Origin of the sequence: Variovorax sp. WS11 (genome assembly GCF_010499245.1) — a bacterium.
GTDB lineage: Bacteria > Pseudomonadota > Gammaproteobacteria > Burkholderiales > Burkholderiaceae_C > Variovorax.
Window position 1 is genome coordinate 930,522 of record NZ_JAAGOW010000002.1, and the last position, 15,986, is coordinate 946,507.

Sequence of the window (15,986 nt, forward strand, 5' to 3'; positions counted from 1 at the left end):
AGCGCCATTCAGTCGTCGGAGATTTCAGACTCGAAGTCTGAGCGTGGAGAGGAAGACGGGTTCAGGAGGCGGTCTGGCCTCGGGTGCCGCAGTGCCGCCCAGCGCTGTTGTGGACGCTGCGTCCAGCACGGCAGGCAATATCAGCACTTGGACGATGGCAGGTAGCGACGGCGTTGCGGCCTTGGCCTGTTCGACCGATTGTGGCGCGCTGGTTGCGTACTGATGGCAAAGGACTGGCTGGGCCTTGTCCATCCCTTCACACGGCTCGCCGGACGCCATCGCTTCAGCCATCGCCGCTGGATCGGCCACGCCCGGGCAAACGTAGCTCGCCAGCGCCAGCTGTGAAAACAGCAGCGACAGGACCACCAAAAACGGGGTCATGGAGCGACGGAACGAGCGGCGGAACATGAGCGGACGAGTGTAGCGCTGTAGTGGCCCGAACTGCCTATCCAGGGAAAAGACGCCTTGACTCAAGCTCATTATTTCCATTATTCTCGAATCATGGAATCGCAGCAAGTCGTTCAAGCCCTGGCAGCGCTCGCCCACCCGCTTCGCCTCGAGGTGTTTCGCGCCCTGGTGGTGTCCGGCCAGCCTGGCCTTACGCCCGGCGTCATGCAGGAAGCGTTGAGCGTGCCGCCGGCCACCTTGTCCTTTCACCTGAAGGAGCTGGTGAATTCAGGGCTGGTGACGCAGGAGCGCGCCAGTCGCAACCTCATCTACCGGGCCGCATACGACAACATGAACGCGCTGCTCGGATACCTCACGGACAACTGCTGCCAGGGCGCCGCCTGCGCCGTGGAGAACCCCGCCGACGACTGCAAGTGCTGACCTCACTCAAGGAGCATCATGAAGAGATTTCACGTCCACGCCCATGTCGAAGACCTGGAGGCGAGCATCGCCTTCTATTCGAAGCTCTTCGCCGCCGAACCGACACGGGTCGAGGCCGACTACGCCAAATGGATGCTCGAAGACCCGCGCATCAACTTCGCCATCTCCACGCGCGGTGGAGCGCCGGGCATCGACCACTTGGGCTTTCAGACGGACGATGCAGACGAACTGGCCGAACTGAAGGCGCGCGCCCAGGCTGCAGAGATGGCGCTGCTCGACCAGGGCGAGACGAGCTGCTGCTATTCGCGCAGCGAGAAGCATTGGGTCACCGACCCGCAGGGCATTGCATGGGAGCACTTCCATACGCTCGACAGCATCCCGGTGTTCGGGGAGGGCACGAAGAGCGCGGAAGGTCGGACTACCGCCTGCTGTGCCCCCGGCATGGCTCGTGGCAAACCGGTCGGGGTGACCGTCAAGCCCGCATCGTCCTGCTGCTGAAGGAATTCCAGAATGATCAAGAAGATCCACAACGTGCTCTTCATCTGCACGGGCAACTCCGCCCGCTCCATCCTGGCGGAGGGCCTGATGAACGAGTTGGGGAAGGGCCGCTTTCATGCGTATTCGGCAGGCAGCCACCCCAAGGGCGCCGTGAACCCCTTCGCGATCGACACGCTGAAGACGATGCGCATTCCATCGGAGGGCATGCGCAGCAAGAGCTGGGATGAATTCGCCACCCCGGACTCGCCGCGGCTCGACTTCGTCCTCACGGTCTGCGACCAGGCGGCCGGGGAAGTGTGCCCTGTCTGGCCGGGCCAGCCGATGTCTGCCCACTGGGGCGTCGCCGACCCGGCAAGCTTCGAAGGCACGGACGAAGAAAAGCGAATGCAGTTTCGCGACACCGCCATCACGCTGAAGCGCCGCATCGAGCTCATGCTCGCGCTGCCGATGGAACGCCTCGACGCCATGGCGATTCACCGCGAAATCAAGGACATCGGAAAGCGCTGAGCGATGACGACCCATGTTCTGATCCTCTGTACCCACAACTCCGCACGCAGCGTCCTGAGCGAAGGCATGCTCAACCACTGGGCCAAGGTGCTGGGCAAGGATGTCCGCGCGCATAGCGCCGGCAGTGCGCCGAGCGGCCGCATCAACCCCTTCGCGCTGGAAGCACTGGGCAACGCCGGCGTCGATACCGCGGGCTACCGCAGCAAGAGCTGGGACGAATTCACGGGCCCGGACGCGCCCGGAATGCGCATCGTCATCACGGTATGCGAAAGCGCGGCCGCTGAGACCTGCCCGTACTGGCCGGGGAGCCCGGTCAAGATGCATTGGGGTTACCCGGACCCGTCCAATGCACCCGGCGGCGATGAAGGCAAACGCGCGGCCTTCGAGCTCACGCGCCAGGCGGTGGGCTACCGGATGCTCCAGCTCCTGAGCCTGCCGTTCGATTCGATGAACGACGCTGAGCTGCAGCAGGCCCTCGAAGACATCTCCAAGAACTAGAGGTGAGCGACTTGGGCGAGACATCTCGAAAACTGTTTGCCGAAGCCCTCGGCACCGCACTGCTGCTGGCCGTGGTCATCGGCTCGGGCATCATGGCCGAGCGCCTGGCCGGGGGCAACGTGGCCATCGCCCTGCTGGCCAACACGCTGGCGACGGTCGGCGGCCTGTACATCCTCATCGAAGTGTTCGGCCCCGTGAGCGGCGCACACTTCAACCCGGCGGTGTCGCTCGTCATGGCAGTGCGCGGCGCAATGCCCCGGGCGCTGGCAGCCCCCTATATCGTCGTCCAGCTGGGGGGCGCGATGCTCGGCGCCTGGCTTGCGCATGCGATGTTCGACGCAACCATCTTCCAGTTCTCGACGAAGGTCCGCAGCGGCATGGGCCAGTGGATCGCCGAGGCGGTGGCTACCGCGGGCCTGCTCCTGGTCATCCTGAGAGCACCTGCGAGCCGCGTCGCCGCCATGGTGGCGTGCTACATCGGCGCGGCCTACTGGTTCACGGCCTCGACCTCCTTTGCCAACCCTGCGGCCGCAATCGGCCGGATGTTCAGCGACAGCTTCGCCGGCATCGCCCCGGCCAGCGCGCCGGGCTTTGTCATTGCCGAGCTTGTCGGTGCCGGCATCGGAGTCGCTGTTCACAAGGCCCTGAGTCCCGCCGCTCCGACGCCAGACATTGCGGCAACCAGCACCGACACGACTCCCCACTCATCGTCATGACCAGCCGTGATTGAGAACCCGCCCACTTTCCCGGCCCTCGATACCACGCTGTTCGACGTGCCGACGCACGATCGCCTGGTCGTGCGCGAACCATCACTGCACCAGCCGCGTTTCCTGATGCTCTACGGCTCGCTGCGGGAACGCTCGTACAGCCACCTGCTCACGCTCGAGGCAGCCCGCCTCCTCGAAGCCATGGGGGGCGACGTGAAGCTCTTCGACCCGACCGGATTGCCGCTTCCCGACAGTGCTCCAGATTCCGATCCGAAGGTCCTGGAACTGCGCAAGCTGGCGCAATGGGCCGAGGGCATGGTGTGGACCTCGCCGGAACGGCATGGCGCCATGACCGGCATCATGAAAGCGCAGATCGACTGGATTCCGCTGGCCCTGGGCGCCGTAAGGCCCACGCAGGGCAAGACGCTGGCGGTCATGGAGGTGTCGGGCGGCTCGCAATCGTTCAACGCGGTCAACCAAATGCGCGTGCTCGGCCGCTGGATGCGGATGCTGACCATCCCCAACCAGTCCTCCGTGGCCAAGGCCTTCCTCGAGTTTGACGAAGCAGGCCGGATGAAGCCTTCGGCGTACTACGACCGGGTGGTCGATGTCATGGAAGAGCTGTTCAAGTTCACGCTACTGACGCGCGACCTCGCCCCCTACCTGGTCGACCGATACAGCGAACGCAAGGAAAGCGCCGCCGAGCTGTCGAAGCGGGTCAATCAGAACACCATTTGAATTGGGCACCATGCCGCACGTGCTCAACGGGATGAGAATCGGCGCTCGCACCGGCGTCGTCGCCACTCTGGGAGCGGCACAGACGCTCGCCTGGGCATCGTCGTACTACCTGCCGGCGATGCTCGCGGCATCGATGGCTCGGGACCTGGGCGTGTCAGTGCCGACGGTGTTCGGCGCGTTCTCCATTGCGCTTGTCGTGTCGGCGCTGCTCGGCCCCTACGCCGGCCGAGCCATCGACCGGTGGGGTGGCCGCCCCGTCTTGATGGGCACGAGCCTCCTCTTCGCCGCCGGCCTCGCTTCACTGGCTGCCGCGCAAGGGCCCATCAGTCTCTTCGCCGCCTGGATGCTCATCGGCATCGGCATGGGAGCCGGACTGTACGAGGCGGCGTTCTCCGCCCTGGTTCGCCTTTACGGGCATGATTCGCGCAGCGCCATCACAGGCATTACCTTGCTGGCGGGTTTCGCCAGCACGGTGGGCTGGCCGCTGTCGACCCTGCTCGAGGCCCAGTTCGGATGGCGTGGCGCCTGCCTCGCGTGGGTCGCTCTCCATGTCGTGCTGGGGCTGCCGCTGAACGCGTCCCTGCCCAAGGTGATTGCACCGGGCGCGTCGCAAGATGGCGGGGAAGGAGCGCTCGGTGCCGCCTCGACCGACCACGGCACGGCGCCGCCCGCTCGCCTCGTCGCGGGCTTGCTGGCCTTCGTCTTCGCGGCGACTTGGTTCATCAGCACCGCAATGGCGGCGCACCTGCCTCGCCTGCTCCAGGCCGGCGGCGCCACGCTCGGCATGGCGGTTGCCGTGGGTGCGCTCGTCGGTCCTGCACAGGTCGCCGGCCGGCTGCTGGAGTTCGGCTTCCTGCGGCGAGTCCACCCGGTGCTGTCCGCGCGCATTGCGGCACTGGCCCATCCGGTCGGAGCGGCGGCGCTGCTGATGGCGGGGGCACCGGTGGCCGCGCTGTTCGGCATCCTGCACGGCGCGGGCAACAGCATCCTGACCATCGCCAAGGGCACCCTGCCCCTCGTCCTGTTCGGACCGCACGGCTATGGCGAACGGCAGGGCCTGCTGATGGTGCCCGCTCGCATCGCGCAGGCCTTCGCACCCCTGGCTTTCGGCCTCTGCCTCGACCGATGGGGCGCAGGTGCTCTCTGGCTATCAGCCGTTCTGGGGCTGGCGGCGTTCGGAGCTCTCCTTGTCCTTCCCAGTGGCGCGACTGCGAGGCAGTAGCGCCTGGTGCTGCGCGACCCACGCACGGGGGGGACAGATTCAACGAGCTGCCGCCGCAGCAATAGCGTCAGCCACCTCCTTCGGCCGCGACAGCAGAGGCACGTGGCTCGTCGGCAGGCTCACCACCTTCGCGCCGATGGTCTTCGCCATGGCCTCCTGCAGCGCCGGCTGGATCATGTGGTCCTGCCGGCTCAGGACGAACCACGACGGCCGCGTCTTCCATGCCGCGGTGCTCGTCTTCTCCTCGAAGTTGGCGCCGCGCACCGGCCCTTGCGTGACGGCCATCAGCTTTGTCTCCCCGGCCGGAAGGTCCTGGGCAAAGTGCTTGGCGACGCCTTCCGGTGTCAGCGTGAGGAAGCCCTCCTTGTCGGCCACGAGGTGCTTGAAACCCGGCGGCTCCGCGTAGCCCTTGGACAGGTCGGCCACGGACTGGCCTTCGGCCGGCGCAAAGGCAGAGACGTAAACCAGCGCCTTGACGCGCTCGTGCTGCCCGGCCTCGGAGATGACGACGCCGCCCCAGGAGTGGCCGACCAGGACCACCGGGCCGGTCTGGGCGTCGAGCACGCGCCGGGTCGCGGCCACGTCGTCGGCCAGCGAGGTCAGCGGGTTCTGGACGGACACGACCTTCAGGCCCTTGGCCTGCAGACGCGGCACAACGCGGTTCCATGCGGACCCATCCGCAAAGGCGCCGTGCACCAGCACGACGGTGGCGGGCGCCTCGAGCGCGGGCGCCGGAGGCGCCGCGCCGGCTGCGATGCTCAGTCCGATGGCGGCAGCGGCCACGGTGCTCTTGAGAAAACTGCTCATGTGAAATCCTGTCGACGAGAAGATGAGAAAACGAGAAAAGAGAGGAATGAACCGCCGGCCTTCGGGCTTGCCGAAGGCTGGCGCAGCATCGATCAGCGCAGCGACCTGAACGCAGCGCGCATCTCGCTGGCGAAGAGCTGCGGCTCTTCCCACGCGGCGAAGTGGCCGCCCTTGTCGACGTCGTTGAAGTAGACGAGCTTGCGGTAGCTGCGCTCGGTCCAGCTGCGCGGCGCGCGATAGATCTCGCCCGGGAAAACCGTGACCGCGACAGGAACCTTGATGTCCGCCGTCTTCTGCTCGACGGCATTGAAGTTGTTGTTGTCGTTTTCCCAGTAGAGCTGCGCGGAGGAAGTCGCGCTGTTCGTGAGCCAGTAGAGCGTGATGTCGTCGAGCATCTCGTCCTTCGTGAGCGAGCGCTCGGGGTCGCCGCCGCTGAAGGTCCAGGCGGCGAACTTGTCGTACATCCAGGCGGCCTGGCCGGCGGGGGAATCGGCCAAGCCATAGCCCACGGTCTGTGGGCGGGTCACCATCATCGCGGCATAGCCGCCGCCCTTCTTGTAGAGCTTGTCGAGCGACGCGGCCGCGGCTTTCTCCGCGGCGCTCAGTCCCCTCGGCACGGGCGCGCCGCTGCTCAGCGCCTTCGCGACGTCCGGCGGCACGGTGGCCGGCATGTTGACGTGGATGCCCAGCAAGCCCTGCGGCGCCTGGCGCCCCATCGCGCTCGCCACGACCGAACCCCAGTCGCCACCCTGGGACACATAGCGCGTGTAGCCCAGCCGCTTCATCAGCACGTCCCAGGCGGTCCCGATGTGCTCGGGTCCCCAGCCGGTGCCCATGGGCTTGCCGGAGAAGCCGTAGCCCGGCATCGAGGGAATGACGACGTCGAAGGCGTCTTCCGCGCGGCCGCCATGGGCCGTGGGATCGGTGAGCGGGCCGACGACCTTCAGCAGCTCGAAGACCGAGCCCGGCCAGCCGTGGGTGATGATCAGCGGCATCGCGTTCGGATGCTTCGAGCGGATGTGCAGAAAGTGGATGTCCACGCCATCGATGGTGGTCACGAATTGCGGCAGGGCATTGAGCCTGGCCTCCGCGCGGCGCCAGTCATAGTCGGTGCCCCAGTAGCGCACGAGCTCCTGGATCTTCGCCAGCTGCACGCCCTGCGATTGATCGGCCACCGTCTCGCGCTCAGGCCAGCGCGTCGCGGCGATGCGTTGGCGCAGATCGGCCAGCGCGGCATCGGGGATGCTGACCTGGAAGGGGCGGATGGCCTCTTCGGCAGTGGCTGCGCGTCGAGGGGACGAGGCCTTGGCCTCCGCGGCCGAGGCCGTCGTCTGCGCATGAGTGGGACCGGCGAGCGAAGCGAGGCCGAAGGTGACGGCGGAAATGGCGAGAAGTCTGTGATGGAAAGTCATATCGGTTTGGTGTAAAGAAAGATGGTGCTCAGCGGTTTTCCCAGCCCCCGCCCAGCGCGAGGAAGAGATTGACTTGGTCCGAAGCCAGCTTGCTGTCGGCCGCGGCCACCGACTGCTCGACCGTGGTCAGCGTGCGGTCCGCGTCGAGCACCGGCAGATAGCCTTGCCGGCCCAGCGCGAAGAGCTGCTGCGTGTCCTCCGACGCGCGGCGGGCCTTCTGGCGCGCGGCTTCGAGCAGCGCGCGCCGCTCCAGGTCGCGGGCATAGACCTCGAGGGCGCTCTCCGCTTCCTTCAGCGCGTTCAGCACCGTGCCGTCGAAGCGCGCCAGCGCCACCTGCTGATCGGCGTCGGCGCTGCGGATGCGCGCCTGGATGCGGGAGCGGTCGGGAAACTGCCAGTTGATCAGCGGGCCGATCGAGAACTTGAAGGTGTCGGCATCGAGAAAATTCTTTCCCAGCCCCGCCGAGCCGAGCGATGCGCCCAGCGTGACCTTCGGGTACAGATCGGCCGTCGCGATGCCGATGCGGGCGGTCGCCGAATGCAGTTCGAACTCGGCGCGTCGGATGTCGGGCCGGCGGCTCAGCAGGCCGGCGCCGTCGCCGATGGGGATCGGCCGCGCGAGGCCCGGCTCCTGCTCGCAGGCCTGCACCGTGCGCGGGAAGTCCTCGGGCGCCTTGCCGGTCAGCACCGCCAGGCGGTAGAGCGCGAGGCGCCTTTGCGCGTTCAAGGCCGGCAAGCTGGCGCGCACCTGGTCCACCTGCGCCGAGGCGCGAGTGACGTCCACCGTGTTGCCCCGGCCCCCGCGGAACAGCGCCTGGGTCAGCTCGGCGCTCTTCTCCTGCAGTGCGACCGAGCGAGTCGCCACCGCGATCTCGCGCCCGGCCAAGCAGGCGTCGAGAAAGGCACGGGTGGTTTCGGCCACCACCGTGACGCGCGTCGCGTCGTAGGCGGCGCGGGCCGCGCTGCTGTCTGCCTGGGCCGATTCGATGGTGCGCGCGATCTGCCCGAACAGGTCCACCTGGTAGGACACGCCGGCGCCCAGGCCGTAGGTGACGTTGTTCGACAGGGGCTTGCCGGGCCGCAGCTCTTCCTCGGCCGAGCGGCGGCCGTAGGTCGTGGTGGCCAGCAGGCTGGTGCTCGGGCGGCGCCCGGCATCGGCGTAGTCCTGGCCGGCCAGGGCGCGCTCGATGTTGCCGGCGGCAATGCGCAGATCGGTGTTGGCCGCGAGGGCCTCCTGCACCAGGCCATCGAGCGTGGGGCTTTCATAGAGGCGCCACCAGTCGCCGGGCACGGGCTCGCGCACGAAGGCGGCCTCGGAGCCGCCGAGCCAGGGGCCGTTCGCGGACTGGCCGTTGATGGCCGCATCGGCCGGGCGCTGGTAGTTGGGGCCGACGGCGGCACAGGCCGCCAGCAGTGCAGCCATGGCGAGCATGAGCAGGCGGAACACTGAAAACCCTTCGCCTTCGGCTACGGTGCTATGAGCCTTCGGAGCGGCCGTGCGGCTCATGACGGAGCTCCTTGCGCCACGGTGGCCTTGCGCGGCGCCTCGATGACTTCGACGGTCGCGGTGCGTCCCGCGATCAGCCGCGCGTCCTGCGGCACGCGGTCGAGCTGCACCCGCACCGGGATGCGCTGCGCGAGGCGGACCCAGTTGAAGGTCGGATTGACGTTGGCCAGCAGGCTCGAGCTGCCGCCGCGTTCGCGGTCCTCGATGCCGGCCGCGATGCTGTCGACATGCCCCTCGAACCACTGCGTCTCGCCGATCAGCCGCACGCGCACCGGCGCGCCGACTGCGATGCGGCCGAGCTTGGTCTCCTCGAAGTAGCCCTGCACGTGCAGGGACTGTCGGTCCACCAGCGCGAAGACGGGCCGGCCCGCCGTCGCATAGGCGCCGGGGCGAAGATCCAGGTTGGTCACCCAGCCATCGACCGGTGCGCGCACCTCGGTGCGGGCCAGGTTGAGCCGCGCCGTATCCAGCAACGACGAGGCCTGCGCCAAGCTGGCCTTGAGCTGGTCGACCTTGGTCCCGCCCTGCTCGCGCAGCTCGGCGGGCACCAGGTCGCCCAGCGTCACGTTGCGGCGGTTCTCGCGCCGCGCCTGCTCGATCTGCACGCGCAGCCCCTGCACCGTGGCCTCGGCCTGGGCCACCGCGAGCTGGTAGCGGGCACGGTCGATGGTGAAGAGCACGTCGCCCTGGCGGACGATCTGGTTGTCGCGCACGACGATCTGCTCGACCAGGCCCGACACATCGGGCGCGACCTGGATCACGTCGGCGCGCACGCGCCCGTCGCGCGTCCAGGGCGCCTCGCGGTAATGGTCCCAGGTGAGACGGCCGACACCCAGGGCGGCGCCCACGAGGGCCAGCGTGAGCGCCACGCGCCCGATGGTTTGAATGGCTGGTTTCATGGCGTCTCACCCCAGAAGAGAAAACAATCGGACTTGCAGGGCATCGGCAGCGAAAGCCACGCCACCCCACAGAAGCATGAAGAGGGCGAGGTCGACGAGCGCCGGGTGCCATACCAGGCGATAGGCGCCGACGTGCGCCAAGCCCTTGCGCAGCAGCAGGAGCAGCAGTACGGCGAAGAACGCCGACACCAGCCCCGCGTTGATGAAGATCCCGAACAGGCTGACTTCGGCTAGCACGTCGCACGCTCCTCGCTTCGGTAGGGCGGCGCATCGGGGAACAAGCCCACGCGCAGGCCCGTGGCCGCGGCCAGGCCTCGCAGGCGCAACTCCCCGGCCTGCAGGCCCAGGAGCCGATGAATCGTCTGGTCGACGGCCTTCAGCAATTCGGCCGCCGGCGCGGCGGGGCCCTTGCGGACCTGGAAGCGGAAGTGGTCCGCGATGCGCTGCAAGGCCGCATCGGCAGCCTGCGCCACGGTGCCGCCGCTTTGGTGCGCCACCTCGCGCAGGTCCGCCACATTGACGCCCAGGCGCAGGTCATCGAGCGCATCCGCCTGGCGCAGCCCCTCGGCGCCGCCGGCCCGCGCCAGGCGCGGCAGGAGCAGGCTTGCGCGGTCGAGCATGCGGCTGGCCCAGCCGCTGCGCCCCTGCAGCCGGCGCGCATCGGCCAGCGCCGCGAGATCGCGCCACCCCGCCCGCAGAATGCGCCATGCGCTGGTCTCCGCGCTCAGCACGCGCATGATCGAACTCACCAGCAGCGCGATGATGCCGCCCGCGAGCGCCCCCAGGAAGATCGCGATGAAGGCGTCGAAGTCGCCCCGGTGGGCCGGCTGCAGCGCGATCAACGTCTGCGAGGTCAAGGCAAAGCCGTACCCGTGCAGCCAGTACCGCGGCGACCCGAGGAACAAGGCCGTGCCGAAGTACAGGGGGAGCATGGCGAGCGCCAGCGTGCCGAAGCCGTCGACCGCAGGCAGGATCGCGAAAAGATAGAGCGCGGCGACCGGCGCGGCGGCGAGCGTCGCGGCGACGAAGAGCCTCTGCATCGGACGCGCGTCGTCGGCGAACGCGAAGACGGCTGAACCCGTGGCCGCGATGCCGACCGCCGCCGCCCCCTGCTGCCACCCGATCGCGATGACCAGCCCACCCGCCAGCATCACGGCGATCCCCGCGGCCAGGCCGGCGTAGGCGGCCAGGCCGTGGTCCAGATGCAGGCGCCGACTTCCGTGCGCGCCGATCATCTGCTGCAGCTGCGCATCATGGGCACGCCCCGGATCGCGAACGAACTCGCGCAGGTAAAGCACCTCGTCCCACGCGCGGGCCAGTTCCGCCAGGCGTTGCACCAGGCTGGCCGCCAGCATCTCGGTCCACTGCGGCACGGTGCCCGGCGCCGGCAGGGCGTGCCGGCCCGCCGCAAGCAGCTGCTCGATTTGCTGGCGGTCGCCGGCCTGCGCTTGCCCCATCCACGCGCGCAGCTCGGCCACGTGCAGCGACAAGGCCTGCGGCACGGCGCCCTGCTTCGCGATGGTGCCGAGGCGCTGCTCCACGCCGTTCCACAGGGGCAGCAGGGACACCAGCCGCTCCTCCAGCGCCGAGACGACGCGTGCGTCGGCATTCCCGGCGCCCGCGTCGAAGCGCTGGCCGATCGCGAGCTGGTGCAGCTCGCCCAGGTCCGCGGCCATGCGCTTGCGCGCCGCCTGCTCCGCCGCCGGCGCCGGCTCGGGCGCAAGGGCCGCGAGCATCCAGGCGCGCGCATCCTTCAGGATCGCGTTCAGCTTCGCATCCATCTGCGACTTGAGGGTGCGGGGAAAGACCAGGTTGTGCACCACCGTCGCACTGAGCGTGCCGATCGCGATTTCCTCGACGCGCAGGATCGCGTTGTCGAAGAGCTGCGACGGATCGCCGGCCATCGGGAGTCCGACCAGGGCCAGCGTGTAGCCCGCGAGCAGGAACAGGTAGGTGCGCGGGCTCCGGTCCAGCAGCGCCAGGTAGACGCACAAGGCCAGCCAGCCGGCAATGGCCGCAATCATCAGCTCGGGCGAGTTGACGAGCCCGGGAAGGATCAGCATCGATGCGCCCATGCCGAGCGCGGTGCCACCCATGCGATAGAGCGCCCGCGAGAACACGGCGCCGGAGGCCCCCGCCAGCGGCTGGCTGGTGATGAAGACCGTCAGCGCGGCCCACCACGGATTGGGCAGGCCGGCGCTGAAGGCGACGGACAAGGCCAGCAGCGCTGCGACGGTGCAGTTGAATGCGTAGACGATGCCGCGGGAGTTGAGGACACTCATGGGGTCCAAATCTAGTCATCGCAGTCCGAGCCGGAAAGACAAGCGGCGCCAATGGATCTTTGCAAACCGGGGAACAATCGCGGCCAACGCGGAAGGGCCCCACGGTATTTCACAAACTGCAAAAGAGAGTTGCCGGCTTGGCCCTCTATCGGACTGAACACGCGCCGTAGAGTCACGTCGATGCTTCCGCCCCACCCCGAACACGAGTCGATGCGCCGGCGCCTGGCCGACGGAGTCCTGCTCGCGTCGCTGCGTGCCGACGCGCCTCCGGGGGTCCGGGTCCGAACCGACGCGGAGTTGGACCAGTCCCTGGCAGACGCTCTTCGTCACCATGATCCCGCCGAGGATCTGTACGTCTTCGGCTACGGATCGCTGATGTGGAATCCGGCGATAGACGCGGTTCACATGAGCGTCGCGCGGGTCCAGGGCTGGCACCGGCGCTTCTGCCTGCGCATGATCTTCGGGCGAGGCACGGTCGCGGAGCCCGGCGCCATGCTGGCGCTGGACCGGGGCGGCGCATGCCACGGGTTGCTGTTCCGCATCGAGGCCGCCAAGGTGCTGCCGGAGGCGCGATTGCTTTGGAGGCGAGAAATGCTGGCCGGCTCCTACGAGGCTCGATGGATCAGGGCCTGCACGGACGCAGCACCGGTGCGGGCCCTCACCTTCGTTGCCAGCCGGCACCATGAGAGGTACATCGGCGCTCAGCCGATCGAGCATGTCGTCCGCCTCATTCGAACGGGCCAGGGGCCGCTCGGCACTTCGCGTGCCTATTTCGAGTCCATGCTGCAGACGCTCGAAGGGCTCCGCATCCGGGACCTGGGCATGGAACGACTGCGGCGAGCGATCCTTCTTGCGGATCGGGACGCGCCGTAGCCCGCCGATCAGACGCGTCGCAGGTGGTCGTGCCGCTCGAAGAGCGTGACGGCCCAATCGATGAAGACGCGGACCTTGGCGCTCAGGTAGCGATTCGGCGAGTAGAGAACGTGCACGGGACTGCGAGGGGTCCGCCAGTCCTCCAGGAGTGCCACAAGCTGGCCGGCCTTCACGGCTGCGTGCACGGCGTACGCCGGCGCCTGGATGACGCCCAGCCCCGCCAGGCCGGCTGCAAGGTAGGAGTTGGTGTCGTTCACGATGAGCTTGTGGCTGGGGGTGAAGGCCGAATCGCTGGTTCCGTCGGAAAAGCGGAACGGCAACGGGCGGCCGGTTTCCGCGGACAGCAGGCCCACGGTGGGACGCGCCACCAGCTCTTCGGGCGTCTTCGGCGTGCCGTGGGCCTGCAGGAAGCTGGGCGTCGCGCAGGTCGTGAAGCAGAAGGAGCCGATCTGCCGAGCCACGATCATCTGCTCGCTGATCTTGCCGGCGCGGATCGCGCAGTCGATGCCTTCGGCAACCAGGTCACTGCGCCGGTTTCCGACGCTGAGCTCGACTTCGACCTCGGGATAGTCCCTGTAGAACTCGGCAAGCGCGGGCAGGATGACCATCGTGCCGATCGCGACGGCCGTCTCGACGCGCACCTTGCCTGCGGGCTTGCCGCGGGACAGCTTGGTGGAGGATTCGATGTCGGCAAGATCGGCGAGCAGTCGCACCACGCGTTCATAGTAGGACGCGCCTTCCGGCGTCAGCGTGACGGCGCGGGTCGTGCGATGCAACAGGCGCACCTCCAGCGCCTGTTCGAGATGCTGGATCAGACGGGTCACGGTGGCGTTCGGCACGTCGAGCGTGTCGGCCGCCTTCGTGAAGTTGCCGGCTTCAACCACCCGGACGAAGGCGTTCATCGCAGCAATGCGGTCCATGCGCTGTCTCCTTGGGGTGTGGGAGACGGCCATTAGAACGCATCGCATTCCGCTCGAAGAAGGTCGTCGTCAGCTGCCCGTCCATGCTGAAGACGACGAACGCAATTCTTGATGCCTTTGAAAAAGTGCTTTCAGCGCTGCCCCCTTACTTCGTCGTGCTCCGGTCCCTAGAGTGCAACCCAGCGTCTCGAATGCATGCGCATTCGGAAGCACCCTCCAGCCGCAAGACGGAACACCGCACGCATTCGAATAGGAGAGCACCATGAACGACCTTCTGTACCTCGACGACCTCAGAGTCGGAGACACCTTCAAGACCGCCAGCCACACGCTGCATGCCGATCAGGTCCGGTTCTTTGCCATGCACTTCGACCCGCAGCCGTTCCATCTGGACGATGCCGCCGCCAGGCAGTCGATCTTCGGCGGCTTGGCCGCCAGCGGCTGGCACACGGCGGCGACCACGATGCGCTTGCTGGTGACCAGCGGCCCGCCACTGGCCGATGGCATCGTCGGCGCCGGAGCGAAGGTCGAATGGAAAGCCCCCACCCGTCCCGGTGATGTGTTGCGGGTCGAGAGCGAAGTCACGGACATCACGCCTTCCCGCTCTCGGCCCGACCGGGGGACGGTGGTGATGCGCTCGGACACGCTCAACCAGCGCGACGAGATCGTGCAGACGATGACCGCCACCCTGATGGTCTCCCGCCGCCCCGCCCAGGATGTTGGAAGGTCGTCAAGGAGAGCGTCATGATCCTGCGATCGATCGAGAAGCGCCCGCTGTCCGACGAGCCTTTGGATGCGATCAGGGTGCCTGCCGACCGCGACGTCGACAGCCACAGGATGACTCAGCCGAACGTGGCTGCATCGACGCGCCCCACCCGCGCGGCGGCAACTGAATGGGATGAGTGGAAGGCCGTGCGAGATGTGGGCTGATCTCTCCAACTGCCCACGCCTGAAAAGGCATTCGAAATCTCCATCCACACAAGGGTCCGTTCAATGACTTCATCGCTCACGCGGCGCGGCTTTCTTGCTACTTCGGCAGCAACCGCGCTGACCGCCAGCCCCTTGGTGTTCGCCGCTACCGCCGACGACGAAACCCTGACAGGCCGTCCCGCCATCCGCCCGTTCAAGGTGAGAACACCTCAAGCCAAACTGAACGATCTGCGCCAGCGCATTGCCGCCACCCGGTGGCCCAGCAAGCAACCCGTTGCCGACGCATCGCAGGGCGTGGAGCTCGCCACCATGCGAAAGCTGGCGCGCTATTGGGCCACGGACTACGACTGGCGCAAGGTCGAGGCCAGGCTGAACGCGCTGCCGCAGTTCGTCACCGAGATCGACGGCGTGGACATCCATTTCATCCACGTCCGATCGAAGCAGCCAGGCGCCCTTCCGGTCATCGTCACCCACGGTTGGCCCGGGTCGATCGTCGAGCAGTTGAAGATCATCGAGCCGCTGACGAATCCGGTGGCCCATGGCGCGAGTGCGGCGGACGCGTTCGACGTCGTGATCCCGTCGCTGCCCGGCCACGGCTTCTCGGGCAAGCCGACCGCCGTCGGCTGGGATCCCGTTCGCATCGCCCGTGCCTGGATCGCGCTGATGAAGCGCCTCGGATACACGAGGTATGTGGCCCAAGGCGGCGACTGGGGGAATGCCGTCACGGAGCAGATGGCGCTGCAGGCGCCGCCTGAATTGATCGGCATTCACACCAACATGCCGGCCACCGTGCCGGACGACATCGCGCAGGCGCTCCAGTTCGGCAACCCGCCACCCGGCCAGCTTTCGCCCGACGAGAAACATGCCTTCGATCAGCTCGCCTTCTTCTACAAGCACGGCTTGGTCTATGCCCAGGAAATGAGCAACCGCCCTCAAACGCTGTATGGGATCGAGGATTCACCGATCGGTCTCGCGGCCTGGATGCTCGACCACGATGCGCGCAGCTACGAGCTGATCGCTCGGGTCTTCGATGGCCAGCCGGAGGGGCTGACACGGGACGACGTCCTCGACAACATCACGCTCTACTGGCTGACTGAAACAGCGGTCTCCTCGGCACGCCTGTACTGGGAAAGCAAGCTGGCCTTCTTTGCGCCCAAGAACGTGACCATCCCGGTTGGCGTGAGCGTCTTTCCCGATGAGATCTATGCGGCTCCTCGTAGTTGGACGCAGCGCGCTTATCCCAAGCTCGTTCACTACAACCGGCTTCCGAAGGGCGGCCACTTTGCCGCGTGGGAACAGCCGCAGCAATTCGCCGAGGAATTGCGCGCGAGCTTCAAGTCGCTTCGGTGAGCGAGCGCAAG

Annotated in this window: 19 protein-coding genes; 11 read left to right on the forward strand and 8 right to left on the reverse strand. The window is 67.5% G+C overall.

Features of this window, described 5'->3' with window-relative positions; translation table 11 throughout:
• Positions 1-24: 24 nt before the first annotated feature.
• Positions 25-489: a hypothetical protein gene (locus GXN78_RS24885; protein WP_239142894.1), complete on the reverse strand. Its 465-nt coding sequence runs from the start codon at positions 487-489 to the stop codon at positions 25-27.
• Positions 490-501: 12 nt separating this feature from the next.
• On the opposite strand from GXN78_RS24885, the gene GXN78_RS24890 reads away from it, so the two are divergent.
• From GXN78_RS24890 to GXN78_RS24920, 7 genes are read left to right on the forward strand one after another with little or no spacing between them, the layout of a single operon-like run.
• Entirely contained in the window at positions 502-828 is a 327-nt protein-coding gene (locus GXN78_RS24890; protein WP_106557280.1) for a metalloregulator ArsR/SmtB family transcription factor, read from the forward strand.
• A gap of 18 nt (positions 829-846) precedes the next feature.
• Entirely contained in the window at positions 847-1,326 is a 480-nt protein-coding gene (locus tag GXN78_RS24895) for an ArsI/CadI family heavy metal resistance metalloenzyme (protein WP_106557279.1), read from the forward strand.
• Between the two features lie 12 nt (positions 1,327-1,338).
• Positions 1,339-1,833, forward strand: a complete 495-nt coding sequence (locus GXN78_RS24900) for an arsenate reductase ArsC (RefSeq protein WP_106557278.1) — start codon at positions 1,339-1,341, stop codon at positions 1,831-1,833.
• Positions 1,834-1,836: 3 nt separating this feature from the next.
• Entirely contained in the window at positions 1,837-2,331 is a 495-nt protein-coding gene (locus GXN78_RS24905) for an arsenate reductase ArsC (protein ID WP_106557277.1), read from the forward strand.
• Between the two features lie 11 nt (positions 2,332-2,342).
• Entirely contained in the window at positions 2,343-3,047 is a 705-nt protein-coding gene (locus GXN78_RS24910; protein ID WP_106557322.1) for an MIP/aquaporin family protein, read from the forward strand.
• 6 nt (positions 3,048-3,053) lie between these two features.
• On the forward strand, positions 3,054-3,776 hold the full coding sequence (gene arsH / locus GXN78_RS24915) for an arsenical resistance protein ArsH (protein ID WP_106557276.1): 723 nt from the start codon (positions 3,054-3,056) through the stop codon (positions 3,774-3,776).
• 10 nt (positions 3,777-3,786) lie between these two features.
• Positions 3,787-4,998, forward strand: coding sequence for an MFS transporter (locus GXN78_RS24920; protein ID WP_239142895.1), 1,212 nt, complete (start codon positions 3,787-3,789; stop codon positions 4,996-4,998).
• A 39-nt stretch (positions 4,999-5,037) separates the two neighbouring features.
• Here GXN78_RS24920 and GXN78_RS24925 read toward each other — a convergent pair whose 3' ends face one another.
• The 6 genes from GXN78_RS24925 to GXN78_RS24950 all read right to left on the reverse strand — a co-directional run bounded on the left by GXN78_RS24925 (position 5,038) and on the right by GXN78_RS24950 (position 11,905).
• Positions 5,038-5,805 (reverse strand): alpha/beta hydrolase, encoded by a 768-nt coding sequence (locus GXN78_RS24925; protein ID WP_106557275.1) that lies wholly within the window; start codon positions 5,803-5,805, stop codon positions 5,038-5,040.
• Positions 5,806-5,897: 92 nt separating this feature from the next.
• Positions 5,898-7,217, reverse strand: coding sequence for an epoxide hydrolase family protein (locus GXN78_RS24930; protein WP_106557274.1), 1,320 nt, complete (start codon positions 7,215-7,217; stop codon positions 5,898-5,900).
• 28 nt (positions 7,218-7,245) lie between these two features.
• The gene (locus tag GXN78_RS24935; protein ID WP_239142896.1) at positions 7,246-8,724 is read right to left on the reverse strand and encodes an efflux transporter outer membrane subunit; all 1,479 of its coding nucleotides are present in this window, start codon (positions 8,722-8,724) and stop codon (positions 7,246-7,248) included.
• Complete coding sequence (locus tag GXN78_RS24940) at positions 8,721-9,623, reverse strand: HlyD family secretion protein (protein ID WP_106557273.1); 903 nt, start codon at positions 9,621-9,623, stop codon at positions 8,721-8,723. Before GXN78_RS24940 ends, GXN78_RS24935 begins: the two co-directional genes overlap by 4 nt.
• A gap of 6 nt (positions 9,624-9,629) precedes the next feature.
• Positions 9,630-9,860, reverse strand: coding sequence for a DUF1656 domain-containing protein (locus GXN78_RS24945; RefSeq protein ID WP_106557272.1), 231 nt, complete (start codon positions 9,858-9,860; stop codon positions 9,630-9,632).
• Positions 9,854-11,905 (reverse strand): FUSC family protein, encoded by a 2,052-nt coding sequence (locus tag GXN78_RS24950; RefSeq protein WP_106557271.1) that lies wholly within the window; start codon positions 11,903-11,905, stop codon positions 9,854-9,856. Before GXN78_RS24950 ends, GXN78_RS24945 begins: the two co-directional genes overlap by 7 nt.
• A gap of 210 nt (positions 11,906-12,115) precedes the next feature.
• Here GXN78_RS24950 and GXN78_RS24955 point away from each other — a divergent pair, with 210 nt between their 5' ends.
• Complete coding sequence (locus tag GXN78_RS24955) at positions 12,116-12,778, forward strand: gamma-glutamylcyclotransferase (RefSeq protein WP_239142897.1); 663 nt, start codon at positions 12,116-12,118, stop codon at positions 12,776-12,778.
• An 8-nt stretch (positions 12,779-12,786) separates the two neighbouring features.
• Here the strand turns inward: GXN78_RS24955 and GXN78_RS24960 are convergent, their stop codons facing one another.
• On the reverse strand, positions 12,787-13,698 hold the full coding sequence (locus tag GXN78_RS24960) for a LysR family transcriptional regulator (RefSeq protein WP_106557269.1): 912 nt from the start codon (positions 13,696-13,698) through the stop codon (positions 12,787-12,789).
• Between the two features lie 262 nt (positions 13,699-13,960).
• Here GXN78_RS24960 and GXN78_RS24965 point away from each other — a divergent pair, with 262 nt between their 5' ends.
• The 3 genes from GXN78_RS24965 to GXN78_RS24975 all read left to right on the forward strand — a co-directional run bounded on the left by GXN78_RS24965 (position 13,961) and on the right by GXN78_RS24975 (position 15,975).
• Positions 13,961-14,443, forward strand: coding sequence for a MaoC family dehydratase (locus GXN78_RS24965; RefSeq protein ID WP_106557268.1), 483 nt, complete (start codon positions 13,961-13,963; stop codon positions 14,441-14,443).
• On the forward strand, positions 14,440-14,625 hold the full coding sequence (locus GXN78_RS24970; protein WP_106557267.1) for a hypothetical protein: 186 nt from the start codon (positions 14,440-14,442) through the stop codon (positions 14,623-14,625). Before GXN78_RS24965 ends, GXN78_RS24970 begins: the two co-directional genes overlap by 4 nt.
• 63 nt (positions 14,626-14,688) lie before the next feature.
• Positions 14,689-15,975 carry an epoxide hydrolase family protein gene (locus GXN78_RS24975; protein WP_106557266.1) on the forward strand — a complete coding sequence of 429 codons (1,287 nt, stop codon included), beginning with the start codon at positions 14,689-14,691 and terminating at the stop codon, positions 15,973-15,975.
• The last annotated feature ends 11 nt before the right edge of the window (positions 15,976-15,986 follow it).

Coding starts and splice junctions, on each gene's coding strand:
- GXN78_RS24885 (WP_239142894.1), bottom strand. CDS start 489: ATGGAAATAATGAGCTTGAGTCAAGGCGTCTTTTCCCTGGATAGGCAG.
- GXN78_RS24950 (WP_106557271.1), bottom strand. CDS start 11,905: ATGAGTGTCCTCAACTCCCGCGGCATCGTCTACGCATTCAACTGCACC.
- GXN78_RS24905 (WP_106557277.1), top strand. CDS start 1,837: ATGACGACCCATGTTCTGATCCTCTGTACCCACAACTCCGCACGCAGC.
- GXN78_RS24895 (WP_106557279.1), top strand. CDS start 847: ATGAAGAGATTTCACGTCCACGCCCATGTCGAAGACCTGGAGGCGAGC.
- GXN78_RS24925 (WP_106557275.1), bottom strand. CDS start 5,805: ATGAGCAGTTTTCTCAAGAGCACCGTGGCCGCTGCCGCCATCGGACTG.
- GXN78_RS24900 (WP_106557278.1), top strand. CDS start 1,339: ATGATCAAGAAGATCCACAACGTGCTCTTCATCTGCACGGGCAACTCC.
- GXN78_RS24955 (WP_239142897.1), top strand. CDS start 12,116: ATGCGCCGGCGCCTGGCCGACGGAGTCCTGCTCGCGTCGCTGCGTGCC.
- GXN78_RS24975 (WP_106557266.1), top strand. CDS start 14,689: ATGACTTCATCGCTCACGCGGCGCGGCTTTCTTGCTACTTCGGCAGCA.
- GXN78_RS24940 (WP_106557273.1), bottom strand. CDS start 9,623: ATGAAACCAGCCATTCAAACCATCGGGCGCGTGGCGCTCACGCTGGCC.
- GXN78_RS24970 (WP_106557267.1), top strand. CDS start 14,440: ATGATCCTGCGATCGATCGAGAAGCGCCCGCTGTCCGACGAGCCTTTG.
- GXN78_RS24960 (WP_106557269.1), bottom strand. CDS start 13,698: ATGGACCGCATTGCTGCGATGAACGCCTTCGTCCGGGTGGTTGAAGCC.
- GXN78_RS24935 (WP_239142896.1), bottom strand. CDS start 8,724: ATGAGCCGCACGGCCGCTCCGAAGGCTCATAGCACCGTAGCCGAAGGC.
- GXN78_RS24965 (WP_106557268.1), top strand. CDS start 13,961: ATGAACGACCTTCTGTACCTCGACGACCTCAGAGTCGGAGACACCTTC.
- GXN78_RS24920 (WP_239142895.1), top strand. CDS start 3,787: ATGCCGCACGTGCTCAACGGGATGAGAATCGGCGCTCGCACCGGCGTC.
- GXN78_RS24890 (WP_106557280.1), top strand. CDS start 502: ATGGAATCGCAGCAAGTCGTTCAAGCCCTGGCAGCGCTCGCCCACCCG.
- GXN78_RS24930 (WP_106557274.1), bottom strand. CDS start 7,217: ATGACTTTCCATCACAGACTTCTCGCCATTTCCGCCGTCACCTTCGGC.